We start from the raw sequence: 13,130 nt of genomic DNA on the forward strand, positions 1-13,130 counted from the left end.
CAAGGTTCGTTCAACCCTAATTTAAAGTGAGACAACACCATGACCACGAAACTGATCCAATGTGCTTTGTTGGCCCTGGCACCTGCCCTGTTCCTTGCGGGTTGCGGCCGTGAATTCACACCCTCATCGGAATCGGAGCTTCACGAAGCGGCGGCCGTTGCCCCTGCGCTGCAGGCTTTCTCTGACCTGCTCAACGGGGCTGAGATCCAAACGGTATTGAAGCAGTACAATTTAACCGCAAAGGCGACGACGGCTGCCTGGGACTATTACAAAGCTCAGCAGGGCATCGATTTCGTTCAAGGGCAAAAGGTCCCAGCGTTGGGCGCAAAACGTCGCGCCTGGATTCGCGCGGCTGAAATCCACAGCAAGGCCATCCGTGAGGCTGCAACCGATCGGGCCCTCCTCCATACGATCCGCCTTAAAGTGGAAAGACTTTACATGCGTGCCTTTAAAGAAGAGAAGGGCCTGACCTACAACGCTCCCGTCTTTAGCTATGCCAGCAATCTGGTGCAGGATGATCTGGACAAGATCAACCCAGTCCTGGCAAAGATTCCCAGCCGGCAGATGGCTCTCTTGGATCCGATTTTTATCGTGGACAAGTTGCCAGGTTCAAGGGCGGATGGCGGAGGTTACTTCGCGCCTCAGGAAGTGGCTTCCTGGCTCGGCAAATCCATGAATACGGGTGTTCCTGATCAGGACATCAAGGATTATGTGCAAGCTTCCGGACGTGGCATCATCGCGATTACCCGTAAGGCTTTGATGAAAAAAGACATTCATCCTTTCACCATCCTGCATGAAGCCGCGCACAGCCTTGATTTTCGACTTGGAATAACGCCGGCTGGCGCAACAGCAGCCACGTTTTTGGGAGTTTATTACGGTGGCGGGAACCAGACGGCCAAGGAGCTGGCGGCCGAAGCGTATTCCCGTTATCTGATCAACAAAAACCGGATCTGCAGTGACAGAAAGGACGAAAGTACAGGCAAATTCCTTTATATTCCCGCAGGCGAAACCGTCGTCACCTGCAGCGCCAGAATCCTGAAAAAGCTCAAGACAACTCCAGCCATGCAATGAATCAAGGAACAGTGGGCCGCCCTGGCGGCCGCTCTGTGAATCAAATCCAACTCCTTGGCCTGCAAGGGGTTGATCTCTCCCCATCCCCGGCATTTCCTTCTTTATTTCCATATTCCGACGGTGTAAATTGCGGGCACCTCCAGCCAGGAGTCTTCATGCTGCGCTACTCTTTGTTCATTGGGATCGTGCTGCTCAACCAGCTCCTGTCATCCTGTCAGAAGTTTCAAGAAAACTTCGAGGCTGTCGCCATACGTTGCGGTGTGGAACCGAATACGATCGATCGCAATCGCAAAGCCTATGCCCTGATCCTGGAATCAGGAGAAAGACCGACGGACTTGATACTGTCCGGTGTGAAGGCGCGCTTCGTCGATCCTGAGAAAAACATTGAGCCGCTTCACGTCACGCCCAAAGGCTGCCTTCTGGCTCCGAACGAAACCGGACTGATTCAGGTGCTTGCTCCTGATGCCGGCCTCCATATTGCGGCCCCTGTGACGGCCGATGCGTCGCGGGATGCGGCCGAACTCGTCCTTAGAAAAAAGATCAGCGTCGATATCCAGCTCCTTTGTCCCAAGGACGGACTCCATTCCCAAGGTGATCTGAATTCACCCCTTCAGATCAATGCTCAAGGCAGTCTGGAATCGATTGAAGTCCAGCTGCAGGCTGGGAACCTGCTCCTGCTGGATAAACCCTATGGTCTTTCTGAGTTGACACAACCAGCCAATCTTTTGCCGCCTTCACTCCCGGAAGGGGTTTACCCACTTAAGCTCAGTTATCGCAATTCCATGGAGGCCTGGGATCAGGAGCTTTCCTCCCAGGCGGAATGTCCCCTTTATATTCAAAGAAAGCCGCCCGAAGTCCAGGGTCTGAGCTATGCCCGCGGCATCACGAATCAACCCTTTGCTGTGAAAAAGGGCGAACGTCTGCCCTGGTATGCGGAATCGCCGATTCGCTATGAATTACGCTTCTGTCGGGAAGAGCTGGCCGCGGATGAGGATCTCCTGCCGACTCTCCCAGTCGCCTGCGCCCCCAGCTCACGTTGTTTGGACGAAAAAAACTTTGAACCCATCGAACAAAAACGCACCGACACAACCGGCCTTTTCCATTACTTCGTTTACGCCGAAGATCGCGCGGGCAATCGCTCGCCCACCTTTTGCGAACGACTCGCTGTCTCCGATTCGGCGCCGCGTTTGGATGTGTCCTGGAAAAATCCTTCCTGGAATATTCCTTTGAGTGTGATGGAATATGCGGCCGTGGACGTCGAAGCGGTGGCGGCGGTTTCGCATCCGGAGCTTTCCGATGCACGACTCTTACAGGATCTGGAATGCAAGGTGGATTTCCGTGTGAACGGCCAGCTGACCCTGCCCGGCAAGGACGTGATTTGCACGGGCGAGTCCTGCGCGGGGCAGACGCTGGGTGACTATAGAAAATGCGGCCCCAACATTCGTTTTTCCCTGAGTCAGTTTTGGGCCAACCAAAAAGCGCAGCGCATGGAAATGAGGGTCCACGTTCGCAGTTCGGATCAGGCGGGTCAGGTGGAAGAGGCCACCCGTTCCCTGTGGATCTATCCGGAGCGCTTCATGCCCCTTCCCATGGCGCTTCCAGAACACGTGCCCAGCGCGATTTATCGAGCCAGGGATGATCAGATTTTTGTGATGGCAAGCCCGGGCTTTTATCGATGGAACGAAGGCAGCCAAAACTGGGATAGCGCTGAGCTGCCCACCCCGACGGATGTCTCGCGCCTCTGGAGCGTCCAGGATAAAAGCCGCGATATATTTGTCGTATGGAAAAGCGCTGAAAGCCATGGGGCTGCCGTATGGAAGGAAGGGAAATGGGAGCAGATTGCGGATGATCCTGTTCTCGAGAGTTGCCGTTTTGAGATGAGGGCGCACCATGCCTCCGGATTTTGGTGTCAGGGTTTAACAGGCGACGCCAGGCTTTGGCAGAATGAGCAATGGCAGCGCCTGGACCATCCAAAGTCCTGCCGTATCACGACCGTGGCTGGCCACCAGTCTGAGGTGATCAGTTGTCATGAAGGACCCATTTATCAGCGCCAGGCGGATGGAACGTGGGAGGCTCTTCCGCGAAGTCCAGTTTCCCAGAACGACATCGTCCTGGATTACAAAAAGCGGGTGTGGGTGCTCGGCCGTGCTTTGCCGGACTCCACTCTGTGGGATGGTGTGGCCTTCTTCGAAAATGGCAGCTGGCGCCTGGTGGAAGCTCGACCGCGGCTGACGCCTCTTCGGGCCTATTCCACGCTTCAGTTGGATGAACACGGTTTGGTTACCTATAACGATGCCACCTGGGATGAATCAACGCAAAACTGGATACGATCCGATCGGCTGATAAAAGCATTTCCCGACTCGGCAACCACGGCCATGGGTGATGCCCATTTTACCAGTCATGGATTTGGCTTCTGGACCGCCAGTGATACGTTTCACTACTTTCCACTGGGGAGTTTTTCCATTACCGCATTTGATCGCAAGATCATAACGGATGGGAAGGGCCGACGCTGGTTTCTGACACTACCGAATACGGAAGGCAAGCGCTCGATCCACCGTATTGATCCTGTCGCGTGGCACAGCTATCGCGAGGAAGCCGGCATCAAGGATGGTCAGACCTATTCGCAGGTCACCTCATTCCGATTCAACACCGAAGGATTGCCGGAATTCCTGTTCTCGCACGGTGGCCTGATGCGGGGGACGTCCGATCAGGGTTGGCTCAAGGCGTTCCCTGATACGATAGGCGATGGTTCCGTCCTGGCGGAAACGCTGGTGGATGGTCAGGGTCGCACCTATGGTCATAATTGGAGGCGACTCTACGCGATCACGGCGGAAGGTTCATTCAAGCTCCTCCATACGTTTCCCAGCACCCCGGAATTCGCGCTGTATCCTGATGTCCAGGGTCGCATCTGGGCCCATGCCACTGGTTCGCGGGATGTCTGGATTCTGGACGGAGATGCGATGATTCCCGTCCCCTTGCCGGAAAACTTCAAGGTCGAAGTCAATATTCGCTGGTATTTCCTTCCCGATCGAATTTTGGTGAGCAACGGCGGGAATTTTCTCCGTTGGAATGAGACGACCCGGACCTGGGAGGAAAGAAGCTGGATGGAGGAAAGACTTCCCGGCACGTCACGCTTCTTGCGGCAGGTGGGTCCCGATCACCTCCTGACCCAGGCTTCGAGCGGTTCACCGCTGCGCCTTTATACGAATAACGGGCGTGACCTGGAAATCATTCCGAAACCGCCGGCTGATGCCCAGAACGGCCGCTATCATTATACCAGGCTCGGTCTGATGTTCCTGTCCTTTGGGAAGGGCGTTCATGTTTACCGTGATAAGAAATGGGTCACGCTTTTGACTCCAGAGGAAATTCGTCCAAGGATGGAATCGGATGAGCCGGTTGGATTTTTGGATCTTGCGCTGGACCCTTATCAAAGGCTGTGGGTCCAGGGAAGCAACTTCAAACTCCTGCGGCTTGACCTGAACCTGGACTAAGGAGCGCGGCTCACTCACTCCCGACTTAAAGCCGCCCGCACCGCGTTCTCTTTCAAATCCGGCGCCAGGTTCTCAATGAACCGGTAAGCAAAATCCCGCAGGTAGTGCCCACGCCGCAGCCCGATTTTGGTGACGCTGCGTTCAAAGATGTGACTCGTATCCAAAAGCCGCAGCCCATGATCACGCCCTGGGTTGAAAGCCATGGAAGCAATAATGCCAATGCCCAAACCAACTTCCACATAGGTCTTGATCACATCGGCATCAATCGCCGACAGCACAATATCCGGTGTCATACCCACCGCCGCAAACGCCGCATCAATCTGATAGCGCCCGGTGAACCCTTCCTGATAGGTGATGATCGGATACTCAGCGAGCGCTTCAACCGTCAGCCGCTCCACCTGTCCAAGGGGATGCCCCACCGGCACGATCACCCCGTGATGCCACCCATAGCAGGGGAAGGTGACAATCTCCGGAACCGCATCCAGCCCCTCGGTGGCAATCGCAAAATCCGCCTCACCACTCACGACCATCGCCGCGATTTCCCGGGGACTGCCCTGATGAAGGCCCAATTGAACTTTCGGATAGCTTCGCTTGAAATTTTTGATGACATCCGGCAGAGCATAACGCGCCTGCGTATGCGTCGTGGCAATCAGCAAATGCCCCTGATCCCGGCTGGCAAACTGATCCGCAATGCGCTTCAGATTCTGCGCATCGACCAGGATACGTTCCACCACTTCCGCCAGTTCACGCCCGGCCGGCGTCAACCCCAGAAGCCGCTTGCCGCGTCGCACAAAAATTTCAATCCCGAGCTCATCCTCAAGATCCTTGATGTGCCGGCTGACCCCAGGTTGTGAGGTGTAGAGAGCAGCCGCCACATCGGTCAGGTTAAAATCCCGGCGAATGGTTTCCCGAACAATGCGAAGCTGCTGAAAGTTCATGGCTGGCGGTCCGTCCTGAAAGGCTATGATTCCTGGCTGGCCAGGCGCTGAAAGTCTTTATACGCCTTGATTTTCCAGGACACAAGCTGGCCGCGATGCCAGCCGAAACCATCCCAACGATCGCGAGGGATTTCCGCCCGCAAAGGCCCGGAAAAATTCGGATCAATAGCCTCAAGATCGACCTGAATCACAGCCCCCCGTGGCACCACCGATGTGATGGCCGCCTGGGGTGAGCCGCTAACTGCAGGAAATAGTTCCAGATCATGCGCCCGCACAAAAATCCTCCCGTCCCGCCCCTTCTGAACAAGACGGGCTGGAAGTTCATTCACCGAGCCCAGGTAATTCATCGCAAAAAAGCTCTCCGGCTCCCGGTAAAGGTGATCCGGTTGCCCGATCTGCTCAATAACGCCCTGATTTAAAAGCATAATGCGATCCGAAAGCGCCAGCGCTTCATCCTGATCATGGGTCACCAGCAGACAGGTGATCCCCAGCTCCTTTTGCAGTTTTCGCAGCTGTTCCCGCAGATCCTGCCGCACATGAACATCGAGCGCGCCGAAGGGTTCATCCAGGAGCAGCACCCGCGGTTCAATCGCCAGGGCGCGGGCCACGGCCACCCTTTGTTTTTGCCCACCGGACAGCTGTTGGGGATAGCGATCAGCCAACGGACCGAGCTGAACCAGACCCAATAGATCATGAACCCGCTTCGCAATTTTTCCCTCCGGCATCCGGCTGCGGCGGGAGCGCATGCGCAAACCAAAGGCCACATTATCAAAGACACTGAGATGCGGAAACAGCGCGTAATGCTGGAAGACAAAGCCCACACGGCGTTCCTGAATCGTCCACTGGGCAGCATCGAAACCGTCAAACAGCACGGATCCATGATCAGCATGCTCAAGACCGGCAATAATACGAAGCAGCGTCGTCTTCCCACAACCTGAAGGACCCAGCAGCGTAACGAATTCACCCGGCTCGATCTCACAGCTCACGCCACGCAGAACCGGAGTGGTGCCAAAAGCCTTTTCAATCTGCCGAAGGGAGATCCTCATTCAATGCTCCGATACTGTCACGCTGTGCTTGACGGCCACGCGTTTGATCACAAGAGTTATGAGAGCCAGAACCGCGAGAACGGAGGCTGCCGCAAAAGCCGCGGTAAACTGATATTCGTTGTAAAGGATTTCCACCAGCAGCGGCAGGGTATTCGTCTCGCCCCGGATATGCCCGGACACGACCGAAACCGCACCGAATTCACCCATGACCCTGGCATTGCAAAGAATCACGCCATGAATCAAGGCCCACTTCATCTGCGGAAGGCTGATATAACGAAAGGTCTGCCAGCCGCTTGCGCCCAGCATCACCGCCGATTCCTCCTGCTCCTGACCCTGCGCCTCGAGGAGCGGCAGAACCTCCCGGGCCACATAAGGCAAGGTCACGAAAAGGCTGCTGAGCCAGATCCCGGGCAGGGCAAAAATAATGCGGATATCGTGTTCGAGGAGCCAGGGTCCCAGAACACTCTGAGCCCCAAACAGCAGGACAAAAACCAGACCGGCCACCACCGGAGAAACGGAAAGCGGAAGATCAATCAGAGTCATCAGAAGCGCACGGCCCGGAAAGCGAAACTTGCCAAGACACCAGGCGGCCGCAATGCCGAACGCGGCGTTGAATGGCACCACCAGAATCGCCAGGAGAAGGGTCAACTGCATGGCCTCAAGGGCTTCCGCTTCCAGGAGCGATTCCGCATAAAACGTCAACCCTTTGCTGAACGCTTCCATCATCACTGTGACCAGCGGCAGAAGCAGAATCACCGTAAAATAAGTCAAAGCGATAAGGATCAATCCCGCCGGCACCAGCTTGCGTGCTGATAAAGCCAGCGTCTTGCGGACCGGAAGAACAGCCGTCGGCAGAACAAGTGTGGATGCGGTATCACTCATGATTTACACCAAAGGTTGTCGAAAGCGTTGCAACCGCGCCTGTAGATAATTGATCGCGGTCAAGAGGATGATCGAAATACCCAAAAGGACCAGAGCAATCGCTGTGGCCCCGGCGTAATCGTACTGTTCCAGTTTGCTGATGATGAGCAGCGGCGCAATCTCCGAAACCATGGGAACATTGCCTGCGATAAAAATCACAGAACCATACTCCCCCACCGCACGCCCAAAGGCGAGAGCCGCACCCGTGACGATGGCCGGCAAAAGCTGAGGCAGCAAAACATAGCGGAAATTCTGCCACGAGGAAGCGCCCAGGGTGGCTCCGGCCTCTTCATGCGCCTTTTCCAAATCCTGCAAAACAGGCTGCACCGTGCGCACCAGAAAAGGAATGCCAACAAAAATCAAGGCAATGAAGACCCCGGTCGGTGTAAACGCCACGGGCCAGCCCAGGCTCTGCGTCAGGCGTCCCAACACTCCATGTTCACTATAAACGGCCGTCAGGGCCAGACCGGCCACCGCCGTCGGCAGGGCCACCGGCAGATCCACCAGGGCATCCACGAGCGAACGTCCCGGAAATTGATAACGGATCAAGACCCAGGCCAGCAGGGTTCCAAAGACCGCATTCACCAAAGCCGCGGCCAGCGCGGCCCCAACACTGAGTCGCACCGCAGCGAGAACCCGCGGCGCACTGATGGTTTGCCAAAGTTGATCCCAGCTCAGAGTCGAAGTTTTGAAGACAAGGCCCGCCAGCGGAATCACGACCATCAGTACCAAATAGAAAAGAGTGACGCCCAGGGTCAGCCGAAACCCAGGAACGATGGACCGTTTTCCAGCCAGGCTTGTCATGATCAGCTGCTCACGCCGTGGATTTGATCAAAGGTGCCGCCATCACTGAAGTGCTTTTTCTGGGCGGCCCGCCAACCGCCGAAGAGTTCATCAATGGTAAAGAGCTGGATGGGTTTGAAAAGCGCCTCATGCTTTTTCAAAACGGCGGCCGATCGCGGCCGAAAGCCATGCTGTGCGACAATGTCCTGGGCTTTCTCAGTGTAAAGAAACTGAAGGTAGGCTTCCGCCTGCTTGCGCGTCCCTTTTTTATCCACAACCTTATCCACAACCGCCACGGATGGTTCCGCAAGGATGGAAACACTGGGCACCACCAGCTCAAACCGATCCTTCCCCAATTCCCTGAGGGCCAGAAATGCTTCATTTTCCCAGGTCAGCAGCACATCCCCTATGCGCCGTTCCGCAAAGGTCGTGGTGGCTCCTCGCGCGCCGGCATCGAGCACCTTCACATTGTGATAAAGCGCACGCACAAACTCCCGGGCCTTGGCTTCATTGCCACCGGGCTGCTTCAGGGCATAACCCCAGGCGGCCAGATAATTCCAGCGGGCCCCGCCACTCGTCTTCGGATTCGGCGTGATCACCTGGACGCCGGGTTGGATCAGATCTTTCCAGTCCTTGATGCCTTTGGGATTTCCCTTCCGCACCAGAAACACAATGGTCGAGGTGTAAGGCGCGGATTGACTGCCAAGCCTTTTTTGCCAATCGGCTGCCATGAGCCCGCGATCCGCCAGGGCATCCAGGTCATAGGACAGGGCCAGGGTCGCCACATCCGCGTCCAGACCGTCCAGGATGGCTCGCGCCTGCTTGCCCGATCCGCCATGCGATTGGCGTATCTCGAGGCTTTCCCCTGTCATGGACTTCCAATGAGCGATGAACTCACGATTGATGTCCTTATACAGCTCACGCGTGGGATCGTAGGATACGTTCAGCAGGGGTTTGCCCTCCGCCAGACCGGAAATGAGCAGCCAGGTGGCGAGAAAACCTGTAAGGTAACGGCGCAGGCGCATGGCATCCTCCCTTGTGTCAGGAGGCATGCTAACGACCCGGCCCCCAGCACGGAACGAAGTATTTCTTGGAAGCTTATTCCAAATCCGGATATGACCTGGCGGTAGCCCGTCATCAAGCCACACCAACCGGGTCTGGCCGTTCCTGCGCCTTGCTGTACGGACCCACACAGGTATAATCGGAGGTCGTTTTAGCTGAATTCAGCTCCTCCTACGCCTTCATTCCGAGGAAAGCCCATTGGACGCCAGCTCTACGAATCAATACGTGCAACTTCATGTTCACAGTGAATACTCGCTGCTCGATGGTGCCATCGGGATCAGCGATCTGGTTAAAAAAGCGAAGAAACTTGGGCATACGGCCGTGGCGCTCACTGATCATGGCAACATGTTCGGGGCCATTGAATTCTATGGGAAATGCAAGGACAACGGCATCAAACCCATACTCGGCACGGAAATCTACTGGGAAGGGGTCGCGGCCAGCCGCGAGTTGAGCAAGAATGGTTTCAACCGCGTGCGGAACATGGATGCCTTCCACCTTGTGCTGCTGGCCCGTTCCAAGGCAGGTTATCACAGTCTTTGCCGCGTGGTGAGTTCCGCATATTTGCAGGCGTCGGAAACCGATGCCATTCCCACCGTCAAGGAAGAACATCTCAGCAGCCAGAGCCAGGATCTCATTGCAATGTCGAGCTGTCTGCGCGGAGAGTTCGGCAGCCTGATGGAAATGCTTGCGCAGCACAGCCGCGATCCGATCGCGGAGCTCAAGGATCCCAGCGAGGAGCTGGCCCCGATTGTGACCGCCCTGAATGCCCACGTGGCCCGGATGCGCAGCATCTTTGGAGAGGACGGCTATTATATTGAGCTGATCGATAACAATATACCTCAGCAAAAACGCATGCTGCCCCTGCTGGTCGCCGCAGCCCAGCATTATGGTTTGCCGCTCGTGGCCACCTCGGATGCCCATTATCTGAATCCCGAGGACTCGGAAGCCCACGCGGTGCTGACCGGTATCAAAAACGAACTCACCATGCGGCACCTCCGCAATCGGATTCAGAATGCGGAATTTCATGTCTTCGACAATGAGGAAATGGAAGCCCGTTATGGAGCCTGGCCTGAGGCGCTGGCGAATCAGAAGAAAATTGCCGACCTCTGCAATCTGGAATTGAAGTTCGGGGAATATTTCCTGCCCCGTTTCGAACTGCCCAGCGGGGAATCCGAGCCCGATGCTCTCCGCCGTCTGGCCAAGGAAGGTTTGGAGGAGCGCCTCAAAACCATCCGTGTTCTTTATGGCCGCTCGCTCACGCCCGAACGCGAGCAGGAATACTGGAAACGCCTCGAATATGAAATCGAAGTGATCATTTCGATGGGTTTTCCCGGTTACTTCCTCATCGTTCAGGACTTTATCAACTGGGCCAAGGATCATGATATTCCGGTCGGTCCCGGCCGGGGTTCGGGTGCCGGTTCGGTCGCAGCCTGGGCACTGCGCATCACCGACCTCGATCCCTTGCGTTTCAATCTGATCTTCGAACGCTTCCTGAACCCCGAGCGGGTGTCGATGCCCGACTTTGACGTCGACTTCTGTCAGGATCGCCGGGATGAAGTGATCAAGTATGTGACGAAAAAATACGGTGCCGATAACGTGGCCCAGATTACAACCTTCGGAAAAATGAAGGCCAAGGCCGCCCTGCGCGACGTGGGCCGCGTTCTGGAGATCGGTTACGGCAAGGTCGATCGTATTGCGAAGCTGATTCCGAACGAGCTGGATATCAAGCTCAAGGATGCCCTGGCCCGTGAGCCGCGCATTCTGGAAGAGGGCCGCAAGGACGAGAACATGCAGAAAATGCTCGACCTCGCGCTCAAGATCGAAGGCCTGAGCCGCCATACTTCGGTGCACGCCGCCGGTGTGGTGATTGCCGATGGCGGCATGTCGAACCTCGTTCCGGTGTACAAGGCTCCTGATGGCTCGCTCATTACCCAGTATGAGATGAAGAATGCCGAAAAAGTCGGTCTTGTGAAGTTCGACTTCCTCGGTCTCAAAACACTGACCGTGATCCAGCGCGCGGTCAAACTCATTCGGGCAAGCAAGGATCCTAAATTCAATATCGACACCATCGACCTCGAGCGCAAGGAGGTCTATGATCTCATTTCCTCGGCGCATTCCGTTGGCATATTCCAGCTTGAAAGTTCCGGCATGCAGGCCTTGCTCCGCAAGCTGAAACCGAGCCGTTTCGAAGACATCATCGCTGTCGTGGCCCTGTTCCGTCCGGGTCCTTTGGGATCCGGCATGGTGGATGACTTTATCGAAAGAAAGCACGGGCGGCAGGAAATCGAATATCCGCATGACTCGCTCGAAGGCATCCTTTCCGATACCTACGGGATTATTCTTTACCAGGAGCAGGTGCAGAAAATCGCTGCGACCATGGCCAACTACTCGCTCGGTGAAGCCGACCTTTTGCGCCGCGCCATGGGTAAGAAAAAGCCCGAGGAAATGGCCAAGCAGAAATCGCGTTTCCTCTCGGGCAGCAAGGAAAATAACATCGACGAAAAACTCGCCGATGAAATCTTCGAGCTGATGGCGAAATTCGCGGCCTACGGTTTTAACAAGTCGCACTCCGCGGCCTATGGACTTGTGAGTTATCAGACGGCCTATCTGAAGACCTTCTTCCCCGAGCAGTTCATGGCGGCGATCATGACCTGCGATTTGGATAACACCGACAAGCTCGTGCGTTATATCGAGGAATGCCGGCGTCTGAAGTTCACCATCTATCCGCCCGATATCAACCGCAGCTACCTGGAATTTGATGTGCCAAAGGCCAAGGCCATCGGCTTTGGATTGGCTGCCATCAAAGGGATTGGTGGTTCGTCCATCGAAGCCATCATCAAGGAGCGCGAACGGGGCGGCAAATTCCATTCGCTGACGGATCTCGCCAAGCGCGTGGACCTGCGGCAGGTCGGCAAGAAAACCCTGGAACTTTTGATCCAGGGTGGAGCCCTCGACGGCTTTGGCAAATCCCGCCTGACACTCACGAATCTTCTGGCCGAGATGGTGCGTTACAGCGAGGCGCATCATTCCGCACGCAATCAGGGACAAAGGCTGCTCTTCGACGAATTCGATGATGATCCACAGCAGGCGCAGCTGGCGGATTGGGAAGAGGCTGCAGCCGATGCTGAGGCCTCACTCTCGCCGATTGAATGGCTGCATAAGGAGAAAAAACTTCTGGGTGTTTTCCTCTCGGGTCACCCGGCGGAATGCTTTGCCATGGATGCCAAACGCTTTGGCCAGCTGCGGGTCGGGGATATTCCGAAGAACATCGGGAAAAAGGATGTTCATGTGGTGGCGCTGCTCAACGGGACATCCGAACGACTGACCAAAACCGGCAAGAAGATGAACTACTTTCAAATCGAGGACGAAACCGGCAGCTGGGAGGCCGTGTCCTTTGAAGGGGATCTGCCGGAAGGTCCGCGCCCCGAACCGGGTTCCATGGTGCTTTTGAAACTCAGCATCCAGCAGGGTTTTGATGGGGTTTCAATCAACGTCCGCGTCAGTGGACTGGAGCCTCTGCAGCAGACGCGTCGTAACGTCATCAAAAAAGCGGTCATTCAACTCGCCAGTCAACTCGAGATGGATCCGCGGACTTTGAAGCGGCAGCAGCGTCTTTTGCAACGCCTGCAGGACATGATCCAGGAGAATCCGGGCAGCACCCCGCTCGCTCTGGAATTGGCTTTTGAGAAAGCGCAGGTTAGAATCAAGCCTGAGCGTTTAGGCATTGATTTGAACGACAGCGTCTGTCAATCGCTGTTCAGTTTAAAGCGCGAGGGTGTGAGTCTGCAGTATGCCTGAACTTCAGCGCCCTGCAAGCA

Annotated in this window: 8 protein-coding genes; 3 read left to right on the forward strand and 5 right to left on the reverse strand. The window is 55.9% G+C overall.

The window, feature by feature from the left end; genetic code table 11:
* The first annotated feature begins 39 nt into the window (after positions 1–39).
* Together OLTU_RS28640 and OLTU_RS28645 are read left to right on the forward strand one after the other, a co-directional pair.
* A complete protein-coding gene (locus OLTU_RS28640; RefSeq protein WP_141736151.1) occupies positions 40–1,071 on the forward strand; it encodes a hypothetical protein in 1,032 nt (343 codons plus the stop codon).
* A 155-nt stretch (positions 1,072–1,226) separates the two neighbouring features.
* On the forward strand, positions 1,227–4,562 hold the full coding sequence (locus OLTU_RS28645; protein WP_141736152.1) for a hypothetical protein: 3,336 nt from the start codon (positions 1,227–1,229) through the stop codon (positions 4,560–4,562).
* Positions 4,563–4,576: 14 nt separating this feature from the next.
* Here OLTU_RS28645 and OLTU_RS28650 read toward each other — a convergent pair whose 3' ends face one another.
* Genes OLTU_RS28650 through OLTU_RS28670 form a run of 5 tightly spaced genes read right to left on the reverse strand, consistent with a single transcriptional unit; the run spans position 4,577 to position 9,275 of the window.
* Positions 4,577–5,500: a CysB family HTH-type transcriptional regulator gene (locus tag OLTU_RS28650; protein WP_141736153.1), complete on the reverse strand. Its 924-nt coding sequence runs from the start codon at positions 5,498–5,500 to the stop codon at positions 4,577–4,579.
* A gap of 23 nt (positions 5,501–5,523) precedes the next feature.
* A complete protein-coding gene (locus OLTU_RS28655) occupies positions 5,524–6,546 on the reverse strand; it encodes a sulfate/molybdate ABC transporter ATP-binding protein (protein WP_141736154.1) in 1,023 nt (340 codons plus the stop codon).
* Positions 6,547–7,428 (reverse strand): sulfate ABC transporter permease subunit CysW, encoded by an 882-nt coding sequence (cysW, locus tag OLTU_RS28660; RefSeq protein WP_141736155.1) that lies wholly within the window; start codon positions 7,426–7,428, stop codon positions 6,547–6,549.
* A gap of 3 nt (positions 7,429–7,431) precedes the next feature.
* Complete coding sequence (gene cysT, locus OLTU_RS28665) at positions 7,432–8,271, reverse strand: sulfate ABC transporter permease subunit CysT (protein ID WP_141736156.1); 840 nt, start codon at positions 8,269–8,271, stop codon at positions 7,432–7,434.
* Between the two features lie 2 nt (positions 8,272–8,273).
* Positions 8,274–9,275: a sulfate ABC transporter substrate-binding protein gene (locus OLTU_RS28670; protein WP_141736157.1), complete on the reverse strand. Its 1,002-nt coding sequence runs from the start codon at positions 9,273–9,275 to the stop codon at positions 8,274–8,276.
* Between the two features lie 262 nt (positions 9,276–9,537).
* Here OLTU_RS28670 and dnaE point away from each other — a divergent pair, with 262 nt between their 5' ends.
* A complete protein-coding gene (dnaE, locus tag OLTU_RS28675; RefSeq protein WP_176737055.1) occupies positions 9,538–13,110 on the forward strand; it encodes a DNA polymerase III subunit alpha in 3,573 nt (1,190 codons plus the stop codon).
* The last annotated feature ends 20 nt before the right edge of the window (positions 13,111–13,130 follow it).

It is taken from the genome of Oligoflexus tunisiensis, assembly GCF_001748245.1.
Classification (GTDB): Bacteria; Bdellovibrionota_B; Oligoflexia; order Oligoflexales; family Oligoflexaceae; genus Oligoflexus; species Oligoflexus tunisiensis.

Bases quoted from the DNA above. Each gene is read 5' to 3' on its own strand.
- OLTU_RS28640 (WP_141736151.1), top strand. From the start codon at position 40: ATGACCACGAAACTGATCCAATGTGCTTTGTTGGCCCTGGCACCTGCC.
- OLTU_RS28645 (WP_141736152.1), top strand. From the start codon at position 1,227: ATGCTGCGCTACTCTTTGTTCATTGGGATCGTGCTGCTCAACCAGCTC.
- OLTU_RS28650 (WP_141736153.1), bottom strand. From the start codon at position 5,500: ATGAACTTTCAGCAGCTTCGCATTGTTCGGGAAACCATTCGCCGGGAT.
- OLTU_RS28655 (WP_141736154.1), bottom strand. From the start codon at position 6,546: ATGAGGATCTCCCTTCGGCAGATTGAAAAGGCTTTTGGCACCACTCCG.
- cysW (WP_141736155.1), bottom strand. From the start codon at position 7,428: ATGAGTGATACCGCATCCACACTTGTTCTGCCGACGGCTGTTCTTCCG.
- cysT (WP_141736156.1), bottom strand. From the start codon at position 8,271: ATGACAAGCCTGGCTGGAAAACGGTCCATCGTTCCTGGGTTTCGGCTG.
- OLTU_RS28670 (WP_141736157.1), bottom strand. From the start codon at position 9,275: ATGCGCCTGCGCCGTTACCTTACAGGTTTTCTCGCCACCTGGCTGCTC.